Annotated in this window: 13 protein-coding genes; 6 read left to right on the top strand and 7 right to left on the bottom strand. The window is 69.6% G+C overall.

Annotation, left to right across the window (positions count from 1 at the left end):
* Positions 1–41: 41 nt before the first annotated feature.
* The 3 genes from DBO33_RS03990 to DBO33_RS03980 are packed head-to-tail and all read left to right on the top strand — an operon-like array spanning position 42 to position 5,550.
* Positions 42–2,612 carry a serine/threonine-protein kinase gene (locus tag DBO33_RS03990; RefSeq protein ID WP_107653820.1) on the top strand — a complete coding sequence of 857 codons (2,571 nt, stop codon included), beginning with the start codon at positions 42–44 and terminating at the stop codon, positions 2,610–2,612.
* Entirely contained in the window at positions 2,609–4,834 is a 2,226-nt protein-coding gene (locus DBO33_RS03985) for a serine/threonine-protein kinase (RefSeq protein WP_107653819.1), read from the top strand. Before DBO33_RS03990 ends, DBO33_RS03985 begins: the two co-directional genes overlap by 4 nt.
* Positions 4,831–5,550: a cyclase family protein gene (locus DBO33_RS03980; protein WP_107653818.1), complete on the top strand. Its 720-nt coding sequence runs from the start codon at positions 4,831–4,833 to the stop codon at positions 5,548–5,550. The genes DBO33_RS03985 and DBO33_RS03980 overlap by 4 nt, the downstream gene beginning before the upstream one ends.
* Before the next feature lie 5 nt (positions 5,551–5,555).
* On the opposite strand, the gene hpt is transcribed toward DBO33_RS03980, so the two are convergent.
* The 4 genes from hpt to dacB all read right to left on the bottom strand — a co-directional run bounded on the left by hpt (position 5,556) and on the right by dacB (position 9,991).
* On the bottom strand, positions 5,556–6,107 hold the full coding sequence (hpt, locus tag DBO33_RS03975; RefSeq protein ID WP_107653817.1) for a hypoxanthine phosphoribosyltransferase: 552 nt from the start codon (positions 6,105–6,107) through the stop codon (positions 5,556–5,558).
* Between the two features lie 118 nt (positions 6,108–6,225).
* Positions 6,226–7,260: a tRNA lysidine(34) synthetase TilS gene (gene tilS / locus DBO33_RS03970; protein ID WP_107653816.1), complete on the bottom strand. Its 1,035-nt coding sequence runs from the start codon at positions 7,258–7,260 to the stop codon at positions 6,226–6,228.
* A gap of 129 nt (positions 7,261–7,389) precedes the next feature.
* Entirely contained in the window at positions 7,390–8,523 is a 1,134-nt protein-coding gene (locus DBO33_RS03965) for a zinc-dependent metalloprotease (RefSeq protein WP_107653815.1), read from the bottom strand.
* 13 nt (positions 8,524–8,536) lie between these two features.
* Positions 8,537–9,991, bottom strand: a complete 1,455-nt coding sequence (dacB, locus tag DBO33_RS03960; RefSeq protein ID WP_407670464.1) for a D-alanyl-D-alanine carboxypeptidase/D-alanyl-D-alanine endopeptidase — start codon at positions 9,989–9,991, stop codon at positions 8,537–8,539.
* Positions 9,992–10,149: 158 nt separating this feature from the next.
* Between dacB and DBO33_RS03955 the strand changes: the two genes are divergently transcribed.
* Entirely contained in the window at positions 10,150–10,641 is a 492-nt protein-coding gene (locus DBO33_RS03955) for an inorganic diphosphatase (RefSeq protein WP_107653814.1), read from the top strand.
* Between the two features lie 56 nt (positions 10,642–10,697).
* On the opposite strand, the gene DBO33_RS03950 is transcribed toward DBO33_RS03955, so the two are convergent.
* A complete protein-coding gene (locus DBO33_RS03950) occupies positions 10,698–13,742 on the bottom strand; it encodes an AfsR/SARP family transcriptional regulator (protein ID WP_107653813.1) in 3,045 nt (1,014 codons plus the stop codon).
* Positions 13,743–14,014: 272 nt separating this feature from the next.
* Between DBO33_RS03950 and DBO33_RS03945 the strand changes: the two genes are divergently transcribed.
* Positions 14,015–15,205 carry a serine hydrolase domain-containing protein gene (locus DBO33_RS03945; RefSeq protein ID WP_234390684.1) on the top strand — a complete coding sequence of 397 codons (1,191 nt, stop codon included), beginning with the start codon at positions 14,015–14,017 and terminating at the stop codon, positions 15,203–15,205.
* A gap of 67 nt (positions 15,206–15,272) precedes the next feature.
* Positions 15,273–16,784 (top strand): alpha/beta fold hydrolase, encoded by a 1,512-nt coding sequence (locus DBO33_RS03940; protein ID WP_234390683.1) that lies wholly within the window; start codon positions 15,273–15,275, stop codon positions 16,782–16,784.
* A 40-nt stretch (positions 16,785–16,824) separates the two neighbouring features.
* Here DBO33_RS03940 and DBO33_RS03935 read toward each other — a convergent pair whose 3' ends face one another.
* Both DBO33_RS03935 and DBO33_RS03930 read right to left on the bottom strand, forming a co-directional pair.
* Positions 16,825–17,469 (bottom strand): response regulator, encoded by a 645-nt coding sequence (locus DBO33_RS03935; protein ID WP_107653811.1) that lies wholly within the window; start codon positions 17,467–17,469, stop codon positions 16,825–16,827.
* Complete coding sequence (locus tag DBO33_RS03930) at positions 17,457–18,716, bottom strand: sensor histidine kinase (protein WP_107653810.1); 1,260 nt, start codon at positions 18,714–18,716, stop codon at positions 17,457–17,459. The genes DBO33_RS03935 and DBO33_RS03930 overlap by 13 nt, the downstream gene beginning before the upstream one ends.
* Between the last annotated feature and the right edge of the window lie 55 nt (positions 18,717–18,771).

The following is an 18,771-nucleotide window of genomic DNA, read 5'->3' as shown; positions in this document are numbered from 1 at the left end:
GTGCGGATTCTCCGGTATCCGCCGAGCCACTAGGTCCGAGAATGAGTGCCAACGCCGATAGAAGTTCCGATTCCACCGCGGGTTTCGCGGCGAGCGCTGGTTTCGGTAACCACCCGCTGCGCACCGAATTCAACGCCGTCGCCGCCTTCGCCGCGGCCTGGGAAGACGCCGCCGACACCGCCGCCGCCCGCCCGCCCGAGATCGCCGAGTACCTGCCGGACGCCCAGACGTTGCGCACCGAGGCGCTGCTCGAACTGATCCGTGTCGACCTGCGGCACCGCTGGCTGCGCAGGTCCGTGCAAGACACCGCACGGCCGGAACAGGCGGGCCCGCAGACCCGAAAACGGCTCGCCGAATACTGCGCCGAATTTCCCGAACTCGAGCCGGGCAGTATCCCGGCCGGGCTGGTGTACGAGGAGTTCGTCATCCGCCGCCACAGCGGCGAACGGGTGGATCCGCGCGAATGTCTGCGCGAATATCCGCACCAGGCGAGCGCACTGCGCGCCATGTTGAACGCCGATGACGACGATCAGAGCACCCGGCGGGCGGCGCTCGAGGATTCCACCCGGACCGCGCTCGCCCGGACCAGAGCCGCTTTTCTCGACAGCGAATTGAACCGAACCACCGAGTCCGTCCGTAGTTCAGAAGTGACCCGAGCAACCACCGATCTGACTGGCACGGCGACCGCCGTGCCGACCACGGTCGGCACCGGGCCGGGCCATCTCGACGCGCTCGACCGGATCGAAATCGGCCAGCGGATCGATGATTTCGATTTGCTGACCGGCCTGGGCAGCGGCGCGTTCGCCCGCGTCTTCCTGGCCAGGCAGCGCTCCCTGCAACGGCTGGTCGCGGTGAAGATCTCCGCCGACCACGGCACCGAACCGCAGACGCTGGCCCAGCTCGACCACGACTACATCGTGCGCGTCTTCGACCAGCGGCTGCTCGACGACGCCGAGGCCGGTGCCGCGCGCAGGCTGCGGCTGCTCTACATGCAGTTCCTGCCAGGCGGCACGCTGCTCGGCGTGCTGCGCTGGGTGCGCGCCACCCCGCCCGCCGAGCGCAGCGGTCAGCTGCTGCTCGACGCCGTGGACGCGGCCATGGAGGAGAAGGGCGAGATCCGGCCGACCGATTCCAGCGTGCGCGCCGAGATCGCCTCGCTCAGCTGGCCGGAGACAGTGGCGTGGCTGGGCCGCAGGCTGGCCGAGGCGCTCGACTACGCCTCGGCGCACGGCGTGCTGCACCGTGACGTGAAACCGGCCAATGTGCTGCTGACCGCCGAGGCGGTGCCGAAGCTGGCCGACTTCAACATCAGCTTCAGCCGCAATGTCGAGGGCACCAGTCCGGTGGCCTATTTCGGTGGTTCGCTGGCGTACATGTCGCCGGAGCAGTTGGAGGCGTGCCATCCCGGGTTCGGCCGCAACGCCGCGGATCTGGATACCCGGGCCGACATCTACTCCCTCGGTGTGGTGCTGTGGGAATTGCTCACCGGGGCAAAGCCGTTCGACGACAGCACTGCGGGCGCCGACGGCTACGGCGACGATACGACGCTGGAGGCCATGCTCGAGCGGCGCACCGCGGGCGTGGACGCGGCCGCGCTGGAACGGGTACCGGCCGATTGCCCCGCGGCGCTGCGCCGGGTGCTGCTGAGCTGTCTTTCGCCCGATCGGACCGAACGCTGGGCCAACGGCTGCGTGCTGGCCAGGCAATTGGAACTCTGCCTGGACGCGCGCGCCCGTGAGCTGGTGGACCCGGCGCCCAACAGTTGGCGGCTGCGGTTGCGGCCGTGGATGGTACTGGTCACGCTGCTGTCGGTCGGGCTGCCGAATGTGCTTGCCTCGCTGTACAACATCCAGCACAACCAGCACCTGATCATCAGCAGGCTGACCGAGGAGGCGCAGCACAGCTTCGTGATCATCACCGGTGTGGTGAACGCGGTGTTCTTTCCGGTGGGCATCGCGATCGTGGTGTACATGTCCCGGTCGCTGCTGACGGTGCCGCGCGGGCTACGCAAGGGGCGGCGCTATGACCCCGACACCCTCTGTCATGCCAGACGCGACGCGTTGTTGCTCGGCGATCGTGCGGTGGCCGTGGCCTTTTCGCTGTGGGTGCTGTCCGGCTTCACCTTTCCGCTCACGCTGCAGCTGGTAACCGGTGACCTGCCCGCGCGGGCGATCGTGCACTTCCTCGCGTCGCTGGTGGTGTGCGGCGCCATCGCGGTGGCCTATCCGTTCTTCCTGCTGACCTTCTACATGGTGCGCTGCATCTATCCGCTGTTCCTCCGGCACGGTGACATCAGCCCGGCGGACGCAGTCTGGCTGCGCGGGCTGGACCGGCGGTGCAACGGATACCTGGCGGTGGCCGCGTCGGTGCCGTTGCTCGCGGTGGCCGGGGTGACGTTCCTGCCACCGTCCGATATCCCGATGGTGATCTTCGCGGTGCGCGTGCTGTGCGCGGGCGGCATCATCGCCTTCGTGGTGTCCTACCTGCTGTTCCGGGCCTTGGAAGCCGACCTGCGCGCGCTGGAGCGGGTGGTTTCGCCGGCGTCGGCCGGCGGGCAGGCCGGTGCGGCCGAGCGCGCGGCGGACGAGGCTGCCGGGGAGACTCGCACGTGACGTCGTCGCGCGCCGACGCCGTCGCGCGGTTCGCCGCCGATTGGCAGCGCAGCCTGCGGGCCGAGCCCGTCACACCACCGCTGATCGCGGATTACGTGCCCGACGGCACCCAGGTGCGGCTCGCGGTGCTGACCGATCTGCTGCGCATCGATCTGCGCGAACGCTGGGGTCGCGACGCCGACCTCGGCAAGCGGATCGCCGAGTACCGCAAGGAGTTTCCGGAGGTCGAGCACAGCCCCGAGCTGGCCGACCTGGTCTGTGAGGAGTTCCTGGCCCGGCGCAGGCACGCGCCGCTGGCCGTCGAGCAATTCCTCACCGAGTACCCGGAGTTCGCCGACGCCGTACGAGAACGCCTGGCCGACTTCGACATCGATGCCTTCGGCACCGCGGAAACCACCGAAGCCGTTGCCGCGCTGGCCGAGCTCGACCCCGGTCAGCGCATCGACGACTTCGACCTGATCACCGACCTCGGCAGCGGTCTGCTCGGACGCGTCTTCCTGGCCAGGCAGCGATCCATGCAACGCCTTGTCGCGGTGCGCCTTTCGGCGGGCCGCGCGGCCGCGCCGCACACCATGGCGCAGCTCGACCATGCGCACATCGTCAGAGTCTTCGATCAGCGGGTGTTGAGCACGGACACCACCCGGCTCGGCGCCGCGGCACCCCGGCTCGTCTACATGCAGTACCTGCCCGGCGGCACCGCGGTCGGCGTGCTCGATCAGCGGCACACCGGCCCCGAGTCCGATGGCGGCGCGGTGCTGCTGCGCGCGATCGATACGGCGATGGCGGCGAAAGGTGAGATCCGGCCGTCGGATTCGAGTGTGCGGGCCGAGATCGCGGCGTTGAGCTGGCCGGAGACGGTGGCCTGGGTAGGGCGGCGGCTGGCCGACGCGCTCGATTACGCGGAGCACCACGGCGTACTGCATCACGACATCAAACCGGCGAACGTCCTGTTCACCGCCGAGGGTATTCCGAAGTTGGCCGATTTCGCGTTGCGCGAGTCGGGTCCACGTCCGGTGGTTGCCGATCCAGCTGCGCAAGCGGATGATTCGCTGCCCTACCAGTCGCCGGAGCAGCTGGCCCGGCTGCTCGACCCGGCCGCACCCGCACCCGGTACCCGCAGTGATCTCTACGCGCTGGGTGTGTTGCTGTGGGAAATGCTTTCGGGCGCAAACCCGTTCGATGATGCCCCGCGGACCGGCGAATCGTCCGCCGAGACCTACGCGCGCATGCTCGACGTACGCCGCGCCGGGATCACCGAGGCGGCGCTGTCCCGGCTGCCCGCGGACACCCCGGCGGCGCTGCGCCGCGTACTGCTGGACTGCCTGCACGCCGACCCGGAACAGCGCTGGCGCAACGGCTTCGAGCTGGCCGGCCAGCTCGACCTGTGCCTCGACGCCCGCGCGCGCAACCTGACCGATCCCCCGCCGGCCAGCTTGGCCTACCGCGGCCGCGGCTGGCTGATCCCGTTCGCGGCCGTCTGCATCGGCGTGCCGAACGCGCTCGCCAGCTGGTACAACATCCAGCTGAACCAGTCGCTGATCGTCGACCGGATGTCGGCGGCCGACCAGGACCGGTTCGCCACGGTCGGCTTGCTCAACAACCTCATCGCCTTCCCGGTCGCGGCCCTGCTCTTGATCTTCCTGACCCGCAGGCCGCTGACCATCGGCTTCCGGTTGGCCCGCGGCCGTGCGTATTCCGCGCGCACGCTGGCCAAGGCCCGCCGCGACACCCTGCTGATGGCCGACTGGGCGGTGCTGGTGCCGTTCGGCTTCTGGCTCGTCGCCGGCGTGATCTGGCCGCTCGGCCTGGCCCTGTCCGGCGTCGAGCTGCCACCGAAGACCTTCCTGCATTTCTTTGCCGCACAGGTGGTTTGCGCCGCCATCGCGCTGGCGTATCCGTTCTTCCCGATCGCGGTCTACGCGGTCCGATCGGTATATCCACAGCTGCTGGTGCGCGGCGGCATCGGGCCCGGCGACGAACGCCAGCTGCGAAAGTTGGCACGGCGCGGCAACTTCTACCTCGGCGTCGCCGCCTCGGTGCCGCTGCTCGGGGTGGCGGGCGCGACCTTCGTCGACGCCGAAGATCTGGAGTTGGTGATCGTTCCGGTCCGCATGCTCAGCGTGGGTGGCATTCTGGCTTTCGTGGTTACCTACCGGTTGTTCCGCTGGCTAGAGGCCGACCTGCTCGCGCTGGCGCGGGCCATCCCGCAGCGGAAGCGATGACCTCGCCGCGGCCGCTGGGGCGGCTGGTCAGCCTGTCGCATGTGCACGATCCGGCCACCACGCCGCTGTATCCGGACGATCCGGAGTTTCGCACCGACATCGTGGCGACGGTCGCCAACGACGGCTACTACCTGCGCTACATCCAGCAGGGCGAGCACACCGGAACCCATTGGGGCGCACCGATTCACTTCCACTCCGACGGACTCGGCGCCGACGAGCTGGAGCTGGACGATCTGCTGCTGCCCGCGGTGAAGGTCGATGTCCGGGAGCGGTGCGCCCGCGACCGGGACTACGCGATCACCGTCGCGGATCTGAAGCAGTGGGAGGGGCGGCACGGGCGCATTCCGAACGGCGCGGCGGTGATCGCCTGGACGGGCTGGGATGCCAAGTGGGGCACCGCGGAATTCCTCGGCACGGCCGAATCCGCGCATCATCAGCCGGGTTTCGCAGTCGAGTCCATCGAATGGCTGCTGCGCACCGGCCGGCTCGGCCATCGTGGCGCGCTCGGCATCGACACCTTCGGTCCCGACCTGGGCACCGACGACAGCTACGCGGTCTCCAAGCTGCTCTACGGCGACCACCGCATCAGCCTGGAATGCCTGGCCAACCTGGCGGCCATCCCGGCGACGGGGGCCTGGATCCTGGTCGGCGGGCCGCTCTATCGTCGCGGCTCCGGCTCGCCCGCAACGATTTTCGGCATCCTGCCGGACCGCTGACGGAGCTAGGAATAGACCTTCGGGTCGAGGGTGCCGATGTAGGGCAGGTCGCGGTAGCGCTCCGCGTAGTCGAGGCCGTAGCCGACGACGAACTCGTTCGGGATGTCGAAACCGACGTGGGCGACGTCGACGTGGGTGCGTAACGCGTCCGGCTTGCGTAACAGCGTGACCACCTCGAGCGAGGCCGGATTGCGGGTGGATAGGTTGCGCTTGAGCCAGGACAGCGTCAGGCCCGAGTCGATGATGTCCTCGACGATCAGCACATTGCGGCCCGCGATGTCCTTGTCCAGGTCCTTCATGATGCGCACCACGCCGGAGGAGGACGTGGACGACCCGTACGACGAGACGGCCATGAACTCCATCTGGGTCGGGATCGGCAACGCCTTGGCGAGGTCGGTCATGAAGAAGATCGCGCCCTTGAGCACGCCCACCAGCAGCAGGTCACCCTCGGGGGCGTCCGCGGGATAGCGCTTGGCGATCAGCTCGGCCAGCTCTTTCGTCTTGCCTGCGATCTCTTCCTGGGTGATCAGAACAGACGCGATGTCGTCCCCGTACACGTCAGCTGTTCCCTTCTGGTTTTCGCTCCCGGACGGCCGACCCATTATGTGTCATCAGCCGCTGCGCAGACGCAGTAAACATTGGCGGCGTTCCCTGGCCCTGCGTGGTCACGCTTCGCTACCGCCTCCGGGCCTGACGCTCACGCCGCAGTGTCAGCCTGCCATGTTCGCGCGCCCCGACCAACCTGCTACCTGCCGAGCCGCCGCCGACGGCGACGCCGCCCTGCCCGCGCCAATCGGTGATCAGCTCGTCCACCGCGTGTAAATGCTTGCCGGTCAGCGCTTTCGCCCCGCCCGCGAGCAGCCAGGCCCGGATCGCCCGGCGGCGCAGCGCGGCGGGGGCAGTGGCGAGCGTCTCGATCGACAGCGTCGCGCCATCACCGGCGGTGTGCAGCAGCTCACCGGCAAGCGCGTCGAGCACGGCGCCGTCGGCGCGCAACTGTTCGGCGGTGCGCGCGAGCGCGGCGGCGACGCCACCGCCGAGCACGTCCTCCAGTAACGGCAGCACCTCGGTGCGCAGGCGCACCCTGGTGAACTCGGACGACGTGTTGTGCGGATCCTCGTGCGGGGTGAGCGCCGCGTCCGCGCACAGCTGCCGGGTCACGGTGCGCCGCACCCCGAGCAGCGGCCTGCCCCACGGCTCGGCCCAGGCGGCCATGCCTTGGATCGAGCGACCGCCGGACCCGCGGGCCAATCCGAGCAGCACGGTTTCGGCCTGATCATCGAGGGTGTGGCCGAGCAGTACGGGCAGCCCGTTGCGCGCTTCCTCCAAGGCCGCGTATCGAGCTCGCCGCGCCGCGGCTTCCATACCGCCGTCGCCTGCGACGTCGACCGCGAGCACTCGTGCTGATCGGCAGCCGAGCGCGAGCGCCGTTGCCGCGGCATCGGCCGCGACCACGTCGGAGCCCGGCTGCAATTGGTGGTCGACCACGAGCGCGTCGACTGCATCCGCCTCGACAACTGCAGCCGCCGTGAGCGCTAATGAGTCCGCCCCGCCCGAGAGCGCTACGGCGACACTGTCCGACGGGTACTCCCCCAGCCAACCTCGGACGGCCCGCCGAATCTCCAGCACCGCCGCCGTCTCGGGCAGCCGGGCCCGTGCACCAGGTACCGGGCGCTCAACCCCCGCGGGTTGTCCGGGCGCACGACTCATAACCGGAGCGTACCGACCCACCGCACGTCCAGCGGGGGTCAACCGGCCGCATCCGCACAGCCTCGGTGTCGGACGGCCCGCCTCTGTTCAGCGGCCGCACCACGTGCCGCTCCAGCGACCAGCTCGGCGTCAGCCGAGGACGCGGCTGACCCAGCGTTCCGGGTGCTCGATTTCGTCTGTGCGCGGCAGGGTTTCACCATCGGTCCAGATGGTGTTGAAGCGTTCCATGCCGACCCGGCCGACCACGTCGTCCACGAACGCCTTGCCGCGCACGTACTGCGCGACCTTGGCGTCCACGCCGAGCAGCGCGCGCATGATGCGCTGCAGCGGGTTGGTCGGGCGCTTGCGGCGCTGGTCGAAGGCGGAGCGGATCTGTTCGACCGAGGGCACGACGGCCGGGCCGACGGCGTCCATCACGTGATCGGCGTGGCCTTCCAGCAGAGTGCCGAGCATGAGCAGCCGGTCGAGCGCCTCGCGCTGCGGCGGCGCCTGGGTGGCACGCAGCAGGCCGACGATGCCGCGGGCGGCGGGATCGTCGGGGGTGCCGCCGCGGCGGCGGTCGCGTAGCTCCTCGGCCAGTCGCGACAGCATCTGGTTGAGCGGTTCGTCGCCGACCTCGCCGAGCACCTCGACATTGGCGCGCATGTAGTCGGCCAGCCAGGGCGCGGAGGAGAACTGCACCCGGTGGGTCACCTCGTGCAGGCAGACCCAGAGCCGGAAGTCGCTGGGCGAGACGCCGAGTGCGCGCTCGACCGCCATGATGTTCGGCGCGACCAGCAGCAGCGTGCCGTCCGGCCCGGTGAACGGGTCGTACTGGCCGAGGATCGCGGTGGACAGGAAGGCAAGCATCGCGCCGGCCTGCACACCCGCCGGTTTGCCTTGCAGCAGCCCGCGCTCGCCGGTCTCGGTGCCTGCGCCGGTGAGCTGGGACATCGAGTCGGCGGCCGCGCTGATCCAGCCGGGCCGGTCGACGATCCGGGCGGCGGGCACCGGCTGGTCGTCGAGCAGCCCGCTCACTTCCCGGACCGGACCTTCGGCGCGCACCGAGGCGGTGGCCAGTTCGGCGACGACCTGCTCGGCCGAGTAGCGCGAGGTGCGCGGGCCGGACGGCACCAGCGCGGCGCCGGTCTTGGCGGCCAGCTTCCAGTCGACGGCACCGGAGAACCCCGACCGGCCCTTCGACCGGTCGACCGCGCCCTCGGCGGCAGGCAGCACGGAACTGCCCGTGCCTGCTTCAGCTGGGTCGGTATTTTCTCCGTGCATTGTCAACCACCCGTCACGAACATCCACAGTTGCGTAGCGTGCCTGCGATCGCGTCCAAGGCGGGCCTGCTCACCTCCGGCGGTCGATCGTTCGACATCAACGCGAAGGTCAGCACCCGCCCGTCGGCGTCCAGCACATACCCGACCAACGCGCTGGACACCGACAGAGTTCCGGTCTTGGCCCGCACCCAGCCCGCGGCGTTGCGGTCGCGCACGACGTAGCGGGTGCTCAGCGAGCCGGTCGCGCCCGCGATCGGCAGGGCGTCCAGCAGCGGCGCCAAAGTGGTGGCGAGCTGGTCGTTTTCGGGCCTGGCCATGGTGTTCGACGGCTGGATCGCGGTGGCCGCGGTCGGCTTGGCCGCGGTGGCCACGATCCGGTCGAGCAGTCGCGCCGGAATCCGGTCGTCGACCGACAAGCCGCTGTTGTCGTGCATGATCACCCCGGATATGTCGAACCCAGCCTTGCTGAGCGCGGCGTTCACCGCATTGACCGCGCCGGTGAACGACGCCTCGCCGCCGGTGGCGACCGAGATCTCCCGCCCGACCGTCTCGGCGAGCACGTTGTCGGAGTAGACCATCAGGTCGCGCAGCCGGTCGCGCAGCGGCGCCGAGCGCACGCTCGCCACCTCGCCCGCACCCGGCGCCGCGGTGCCGAGCCGCACCTTGGCCGGGTCCAAGCCCAGATCGGTGGCCAGTCGGCGCCCGGCATCCAAGCCCGGTGTCGCGGTGCGCGGCGAGTATTCGACGAGCGGGCGGAGCCTGCCGCCGTCGATCATCACCGGGTCGATCGGCGCGATCGAGCCGTCGCCGATGTCGATCGGGTCCCAGCCCTGGGCCATGGACGGCCCGGTGTAGGCGGAGGTGTCCACCAGGATCGTGTCGACGGCGCGGCCGGAGCTCTTGATCTGGCTCACCAGATCGGACAGGCGCGGCCCGTTCGGGTAGTAGCCCTTGCCCTCCGGCTCCGCGGTCAACGTCGGATCACCGCCGCCGACGAGCACCAGCTCGTTGGGTGCGGTCCCGGCCACCACCTTGGTGGTCACCCGATGGTCCGCGGGCAGCGTGAGCAGCGCGGCGGCGGTGAGCAGGATCTTCGCGGTGGACGACGGGATCATCGACCGGTTCGGGTCGCCGCTCCACAGCACCGTCGCGCTGTCGGCGTCGGTGACCTGACCGGAGAAGGCGCCCAGATCCGGATTGCCGATGACCGGCGCGAGCGCGGCGGCCACCCCGGCCGGGCTCGGCGCGGGCGCGTTCGACGGCGCGGGGGCGACCTGTGGAAAGGGGCGGACCGGCGCGGGCGGTGCGGCCGTGGTCAGTCCGCCGTGCCGGAATTCGTCGGTCCACGGCTTGACGGTGAGCAGCACCCCGCCGCCCGCCGCGAGCACCACGGCCAGCGTGAGACCGAACCCGATCCAGAGATTGCGGCGCCGCCGGGCGGCCAAGCCACCGATGTTCTTACCAACCACAGCCCGCAGCTCTCCTCGACTGATTTCCGCAGCAGCCGCCTGCCGCACCCATGTCCCCGCCGACCACACTATCCTCGTTGCGCAACCGTTCCCCCGAACAACCTGGCGAGTCGGCAGTCGTTACTGCTCATGCTCATAGATGCACCGAAGGAGATGGCGTGGAGTTCGACGTCACCATCGAGATCCCCAAGGGCTCTCGGAACAAGTACGAGGTCGATCACGAGACCGGACGGGTCCGGCTCGACCGGCACCTCTACACCTCCATGGTCTACCCCGCCGACTACGGCTACATCGAGAACACCCTGGGCGAGGACGGTGACCCGCTGGACGCGCTGGTCCTGCTGCCCGAGTCGGTGTTCCCCGGCTGCCTCATCGAGGTGCGCCCGGTGGCGATGTACAAGATGGTCGACGAGGCAGGCGGCGACGACAAGGTGCTGTGCGTGCCGGCCGGCGATCCGCGCTGGGACCACATCCAGGACCTGAAGGATGTGCCGGAGTTCGAGCTGGCCGCGATCAAGCACTTCTTCGAGCGCTACAAGGATCTCGAGCCGGGCAAGTACGTCAAGGGCTCGGAGTGGGTCGGCCGCGCCGAGGCCGAGACCGAGGTTGCCGCCTCGATCCAGCGGCTGAAGGACAACGGCGGCCACTGACGCCGTCACGACAAGCGGGAAGTCCGTTCGGGCTTCCCGCTTTTCGTGTTCAGGCGCTACCCGGCGGCCCGATCGCGCCGCTGTTTGCGTTCGGCGATCACCTCGTCCAGGTGCTCGCGGAGCAACTGCAGGATCGGCGCCTCCACTTCGCTGTCGAGCCGTTCGTGGGTGAAGTGCGCGTCCTCCATCGGCGCGAAAGCCTCTGCCGCCGAACGATATGCGCAGTAGGCCTGATGGGTCCGGCCGAGCGCCTGCAGGATGAGCCCGTGCATCACCAGCACCCTGGCCCTGGTCAGTGGTCCGATGGCGCGGTTGAGCATCCGGATCGCCGCGTCCGCGATCGGCTCGGCCTGGGTCAGCTGACCGGCCATCATGTGCACGTGTGCGAGCCGCGCCAGCGCCCAGCCTTCGCGCAGTTCCACCCCGCTGAGCCGGGCCAGCTGGACCGCCTCGCGGCACAGCTCGATCGCGTGCGGGTGATCGCCCTGGAAGCCGCGACTCACGCCGAGTTCGTGCGTCGCCATCGCCTCCAGCGCGGCATTGCCGATCTTGCCGGCGAGCGTCTTCGCCTCCGTCGCCCTGGCCTCGGCGGCGACGAATTGCCCACCGTCGGACAGGGTTTTGGCGATGTGCACCAGGCTGGCGCACTCGACCGCCGGATCCTCGACCCGGCGGGCCAGCCGGATCGCGCGTTCGGCGTGCGCGAGCGAGGCCGCCGTCTCGGTGCCCATCCTGGTCGACGAGGCGAGCAGCTGCCCGGCGAACGCGATCAACCGAACGTCGCTGGCCGAGGCCGGGTTCAGCGAGAGCGCGATGCGCTGGTGGTCCCGGCCCTGGCGCAGCGTGCCGAGCGAGTAGCTGTAGTTCGCACCGAGGGTCACCCTGATCCGGCATTCGACGCGGCGGTCACCCGCCCGCAACGCCGCGGCGAGCAGTTTGTCGAGCGCCCGGGACAGCTCTTGGCAGTGCGGGCCGCCATCGATCAATTCCGCGGTAGCCCAGGCGATGTCGGCCGCAGGCACCAGCGCGGGACCACCCACCCGCGCGGTTTGCTCGTACAGCGAGATCAGGTTGGGTCGCTCGACATCGAGCCAGTACTGCGCGGCGATGCTGTCCGTGAACGAAAGTCCTTCGGCCACGGTGTCGCCCAGGTGTTCCGGCAGGCGCGAGCCCGGATTGCATACCACCATCAGGTTTTTCATGGTGGCCAGATAGAAGTCCAGCAGCCGGGCCAGCGCACCGGAGGTCGGTTCGTCGGCCTCGGGACCGTGCAGTTCACGCGCGAACAGGCGCGGCAGATCGTGGTAGGTGTAGCGCCCGGACGAACTGGTCTCCATCAGGTTCAGGTCGACGAGCGATTCACACAGCTCCTCGACCAGCATCCGGTCCGCGCCGAGGATGGCGGCCGCGCCGTCGAGCGAGATCTCCGCGACCTCCGGCGCGGCCAACATGCGAAAGGCCCTGGCCTGCGCGCAATCGAGCTGGTCGTAGCTGAGCCGGAACGCCGCCTCGACCGCGAGGTCGCCGCTGCGCAGCGTGCCGAGCCGCTGCTGCTCGTCGGCCAGCCGCTCGGCCAGGCTGCCGATGGTCCAGCTGGGCCGGGCCGCCAGCCGCGCGCCGACGATCCGGACGGCCAGCGGTAATCCGCCGCAAGCCTCGAGCACGCTCTGCACCGCGGCGGGCTCGGCGGCCACCCGCCGCAACCCGGCGATCCCGGCGAGCAAGGTGCGCGCCTCGACCGGGGCGAGCACATCGAGCCGCACACCGAGAACACCTACTACGCAAGGCAATTCGGGCATCGACGAACGACTGGTGATCAGCACCGCCGAGCCGGGCGTGCCGGGAATCAACGGGGCCACCTGGTCCACGTCGCGCGCGTTGTCCAGCACGACGAGCACCCGCTTGCCGTCGAGGAGACTGCGGAACTGGGCCGACCGCTCGGCGAGCGTCGGCGCGATCTCGCCCTCCGCGACGCCGAGGGCACGCAGGAAATCGCCGAGGGTGTCCGCCGCCGGGGTGCCTGCCTGGCCACGACCGCGGGCCTGCGCGAAACCGTGCAGGTCGACGTGCAGCTGCCCGTCCGGGAACCGGTCCCGGACGCGATGGCCGACATGCACCGCCAGCGCGCTCTTGCCGATACCGCCCATGCCGTTGATCACACACACCGGCACCGCGAAACCGTCTGCGCGGGTCAGCCATTCGCTGATCCGCCGGACCGTCTCGGTGCGGCCGGTGAAGTCGACGACGTCGGCGGGCAGCTGTGCGACCCGCGCCACCGTACGACGCGGCGGCCGTACGATCATCGCCGCGTTGCCGGTATCGCGTTGTGGCGCACGCAGATCCCCGCGCAGGATGCGCTGGTGCAGCTCGGCGAGCGGCTGGCCGGGTTCGATGCCGAGTCGTTCGATGAGCACCTTGCGGGTGTCGGCGTACACCGCGAGCGCCTCGGCCTGCCTGCCCGCGTGATACAGCGCGGTCATCAGCAGGCCGCGCAGTTGCTCGCGCATCGGGTGCTCGGCCGACAGCGGCGTCAGCTCCGCGATCACCTCCGGATAGCGGCCCAGGCGCAGGTCCAGCTCGATGCGCTGCTCCAGCAGCGCGACCCGGCGTTCGATCAGCTGGGTGCGCTGCCGATCGGCATAGGGGCCGGGCAGCCCGGCCAGCGGCGTGCCCGACCAGAGCCGCAGCGCGGTGTCGAGCCGCTCGCGCACCAACTCGACCGTGTGCTGCGGGTCCGTGCCGATTCGCTCCGGTTGCACCTCGGCCAGCAGATCGTCGACCAGCTCCACATCCACCGCGCCCGGGGCCAGCCGCAGCGCGTAGCCGCCGCCGAACCCGACGAGCACCGTGGCAGGCGCACCGGATGGACGCTCCGGCTCCAGGGCCCGGCGCAGATGCAGGATGTGATTGCGGAGCGCACCGATCGCGCTCGGCGTCGGATGCTCGCCCCAGACGCCGTCGATGAGTTCCGGCACCGTGGCCGAACGTCCGCTGCGCAGCAACAGGGCTGCCAGCAAGGCTCGGCGCTGTTTGGAGCCGAGATCGACCTCCAGCTCGTCGCGCCACGCACGAACCTCGCCGAGCACAGCGAACTTCAGCATTCGGTCCCCTCTCTCACATCGGACCTCCAGCTATGAACGTAGACAATCGTCCGACGTCTTCGTTGACCAAGCTCGGCGAAGTCACCGATGAGCCACTGTTGCACCGGCGTCATCGTTACCGGGGGTGGTGCTAGCACCACCACGGCACGCCAGCAGACAGTACCCAGCATTCGGGTGTTCGCGGCATGGGCGCGAGAGCTCCCGCTTCCTAGGCTCGAATCGTCGGGGACGCACCTATGCCTTCCGGCTCGAACAGGAGGAAGACACTGCTCATGAACCCATTTCGGCGCAACTCCGGTAAAGCGGCCCTCTCGGTCGTAGTGGCGGGCGCGGTGCTCGCCGCGGCCGCGTGCGGTGGTGAGACGTCGGTGGGCGCACCGGACGAGGCGGCGAAGACCACGCCGCCCACCGTGGCCGCCGCGATGGACAAGGTGGTGCGCCAAGGATTTCCCGGTGTGCAGGTGGTGATCGACGGACCGGCCGGACATCGGACGTTCACCGCGGGGGTCGGCGACCTGACCACCCGCGCACCGTTCCCGGACGACGCGCGCGTCCGGATCGGCAGCAATACCAAGACCTACGTGGCGACGGTGATCATGCAGCTGGTCGCCGAGGGCAAGGTCGACCTGGACGCGTCGATCGAGCGCTACCTGCCCGGCCTGGTGCAGGGCAACGGCAACGACGGCAACCGGATCACGGTGCGCCAGGTGTTGCAGCACACCAGCGGCGTGCCGGACTACCTCGGCCGTGGTGCGGGCGACGGCATCACGACCCAGAATTCCGAACAGATCGACCCGGACGAGGAAACGCTGCGCTGGCAGCACTTCGAGATGACCGACCTGGTCCGCCGGGCGATGACGGCACCGCCCCAGTTCGAGCCGGGCGCGAAGTCCGTCTACACGAACACCAACTACCTGCTGGCCGGTCTGCTGATCGAGCGGGTGACCGGCAATCCGGCCGCCGACGAGATCGGGCGCCGGATCCTCGAGCCGCTCGGCCTGCGCGACACCTATGTGCCCGCCGCCCGCGAAACCGGTATCCGTGGCCCGCACGCCCGCGGCTACCACGGGATCGACGGTAAGCCAGTCGATTTCACCGACTTCGACCCGTCCTGGGGTGCCACCGCGGGCGACATGATCGCCACCCCGACCGACATGAACCGGTTCTTCACCGCGCTGCTTGCCGGAAAACTGTTGCCGCCTGCGCAATTGGCCGAGATGAAGCGCACCGTCCCGTTCGACCGCATGCCGGGTGCGGATTACGGCCTCGCCCTGATCCATCGGACCGCGCCGTGCGGCAAAGAGGTATGGGGCCACGGCGGCAGCATTCCCGGCTTCGAGACGCGCAACGGCGTGACCGCCGAAGGCACCGCGGTGACCGTCACGGTCAACCAGCTGCCGACCACCGACGAAGAGGCCGATGCGGTCACCGGCGTGCTGGACGCCGCCCTGTGCGCCTCGTAATCACCCTGCCCACCAGTAACCACGGCCCTCATATTGCTTGCGGCCGAACAACTTCCGAGGAGCAACAGTGAAACGCACGAAAGGCCTGACGGTCGCCTTGACCGGCCTGGTGGCCTGTGCCGGACTGATCGGCTGTGCCGGTCCCACGGCCGAGGCGAAGCCGCAAACCCCGGTGCCGGACCGGTTCACCAGTCAGCAGCTGGACTGGAAAGCCTGCGGGGTGCCGAAACTGGACGACGCCGGGGCGCAGTGCGCCGACGTCACCGTGCCGGTGAATTACGCTGACCCACAAGGGCCCACGCTCACCGTGGCGATTTCCCGGATCGCAGGCACCGATCCCGCACCGCAGCGCGGCGTCATGCTCTCCAACTCCGGCGGTCCCGGCGGCGAAGGCCTGGACTTCATGGTCGATGTCGGCAAGGCGATGACGCCCGAGGTGCGCGCCCGCTACGACCTGATCGGCATGGACCCACGTGGCGTCGGGCGCTCGTCCGCCGTCGACTGCAAGTGGCCGGTCGGCTTCGGCCTCCAGTCGGCGGGGCTCGACGCGGCAGGGTTCGCGGAGTCTGTTGCGGCACAAGGTGATCTGGCCGCCCGATGTGTCACCACCGAAGGGGCCCGACTGCCCTACATCACCACCCGCAACACCGCGCGGGACATGGACGTTATCCGCGGCATTCTCGGCGCGGAGAAGATCAGCTACTACGGCACCTCGTACGGCACCTACCTCGGTGCGGTGTACATGCAGATGTTCCCCGAACGCAGCGACCGGATGGTGCTGGACAGCGCGGCCGACCCGGACGCCTACGGGCCGGTCGGCATGATGCAGGCCATGGGCCCGGCTAATGAGGCCGCGCTCGATCTGTGGGCGGATTGGGTCGCGGCGCGCGACAGCGAATACCACTTCGGCACCAGCCGGGTCCAGGTCCGTGGTGCGATCCAGGACCTGATCAAACAGTCTGCGGACAAGCCGATCCGGTTGGGCGAGTACGAGATCGACGAGCATTGGCTGCCGGTGGTGCTGTTCGTCGGGTTGGACAGCCCGGATCAGTACGGGATGCTCGCCGGCCAGATGCGTACGATCGCCGACGCGGCGGCGGGCAAGCCCGCCCAGCCCGACGAAACGTTGAACGCCACACTGGGATTCGCGTTGAAGGCCCGTCCGAAGGACAATTCGTCACAGATGGCCATCATGTGCGGTGACGTTGCGACGCCGCGGGATCCGGGATTCTATTGGCGCAACATCGAGGCCGCCCGCGCCACCCAACCGGTGTTCGCCGGGTTCACCAACAACATCACCCCGTGCGCGTTCTGGGCCCCGCCCGCCGAGCCGGCCACGGTGGTGCGCAATGCGGTGCCCGCCATGATCGTGCAGTCCACCGGCGACACCAGGACCGCGTACGACGGAGCGGTCGCCATGCACAACGACCTGAGCGCGTCGCGCATGGTCACCCTGCAGGATGTGCCGATCCACTGGATCTTCGGGCGCTACCAGAACTCCTGCGTGTACTCGGCGGTGAACACCTACTTCCGCGACGGCACGCTGCCCGCCGAGGATATGACCTGCCGGGTCGACTGACCGGAGCCGTGCAGCCCTGAGCCCCAACGGGTTCGGGGCTTCACGCGTTCAAGTAGGCCAGTACGGCAAGTACACGCCGATGGCCGACATCCTCGGTGGAGAGGCCGAGCTTCGCGAAAATGCTCCGAATGTGTTTGTGCACAGCGCCTTCGCTGACCACCAGCCGCTCGGCGATGGTTGCGTTGTTGTGCCCCTCGGCCATCAGCGCCAGCACCTCGCGCTCGCGGGCGGTCAGCGCGGCCATCGGGTCGTCGGCCTTGCGCCGCACCAGCAGTTGCGAGATCACCTCGGGGTCCATCGCGGTGCCACCCGCGGCGACCCGGCGCAGCGAATCGAGGAAGCGGTCCACCTTGCCGACCCGCTCCTTGAGCAGATAGCCGACACCGCCCATGCCGTCACCGAGCAGCTCCGCGGCGTAGCTGTCCTCCACCCAGGACGACAGCACCAGCACCGGCAGGCCGGGGTACAGCTTGCGCGCGCTGACGGCCGCGCGTAAACCGTCATCGGTGAACGTCGGCGGCAGGCGCACATCGACGACTACCGCGTCCGGTCGATCCGCGGCCACCGCCGCGAGGAAGTCGTCCGCGTTGTCCACGGCGGCCACCACCTCGATGCCCGCCGTGCTCAGCAACAGCACCAAACCCTCCCGCAGCAGGGCATTGTCCTCGGCGATCATGACCCGCACGGCAACTCCACCCGCAATACAGTAGGGCCACCGGGTGGACTGGTCAGCGTCATCCGGCCGTCGAGCGCCTCGGCCCGGCGCCGGATACCGGCCAGCCCGCCGCCGTAGGTCTCCACGGCGCCGCCTACCCCGTCGTCGCGGACCTCGATCGTCAACAATTCCGGCGCACCGCCGAGCACCAGGGAGATGCCCGCGGCGCCGGAGTGCTTGGTGGCGTTGGTGAGTGCCTCGGTGATCACGAAGTACGCCGCCGCCTCCACTGCGGCGGGACGCCTGCCCACCTCGCGGAGATCGAGCACACAGGGGATCGGGTTGCGGGCGGCCACCGCCGAGATGGCGCTCGCCAGGCCACGATCGGTGAGCACCGGCGGATACACGTTGCGCACCACGTCTCGCAGTTCGGCGAGCGCGGCCGTCGCGGTGTCCTGCGCCTTGCGCACGAGACCCTGCGCCGTTTCCGGATCCTGTTCGCGCAGTTGGTCGGCCAGCCCGAGCTGCATGATCACCGCCGCGAGCCGGGCCTGCGCGCCGTCGTGCAGGTCGCGCTCGATCCGGCGCAGCTCGGCGCCGTGCGCGTCCAGCGCGGCGGCCCGGGTCGCGGTGAGCGCCGCGACGCGGTCGGCCAGCATGGCGCCCTCGGTCGGTTTCAGCAGGGCATGGGTGGCCATCGCCTGCCAGCGCGCGGCCACCGGAAGTTGCAGGGTCACCAGGGCGACCGGGAATCCGAGGAAGAAGCTGAGGATCGCCTTCGGCCACGAGTCGACCACGAAACCGAAACTGGCGAACTCCTGCCCCGGCGGCAACAGCTGCCAGAACTCCGGGATCGCCAGCTGAGCGAGAGTGCTCAGCGGCAGCGCGATGGCGAAGACCGCGAGATAGATACCGGTCAGCGCGTGCGCGACCAGCCAGCCGAAGTCCCGCCGGTTCGCCGGATCGGTGAACACCGTCGCGACCCGCTGCCGCAGCCCGCCGGTGAACGGCTGATAGGCCTCCGCCGCCTGTGCCCCGAGATACCGTGCCGCCCTGCGCCGATCGAACGACACCAACGGCCGGACCAACCGGATCGCCTCGGGCAGCGCCGGTATCCCTACGCCGATCAGGCAGAACGCACCGACGATCAGCAAGCCGACGACCGCGAACAACGCGAGCAGCGAGGTGACACCGCCGACCGCCAAGTACCAGACCGCACCCGGCAGCCGCCGTGCTTTGTCCAGCGCGGAGCGCAGTGCGTTGATCACGCTCGTCATGCTGTCAGAACAGGACGTGACCGCGCCCGGCCGGTGCCGACCGTGCCCGAGGCCC

It is taken from the genome of Nocardia suismassiliense, from assembly GCF_900269665.1.
Taxonomy (GTDB): domain Bacteria; phylum Actinomycetota; class Actinomycetes; order Mycobacteriales; family Mycobacteriaceae; genus Nocardia; species Nocardia suismassiliense.
Note: the sequence above shows the minus strand (reverse complement) of the source record. Positions and strands in the feature narration are given on the sequence as shown.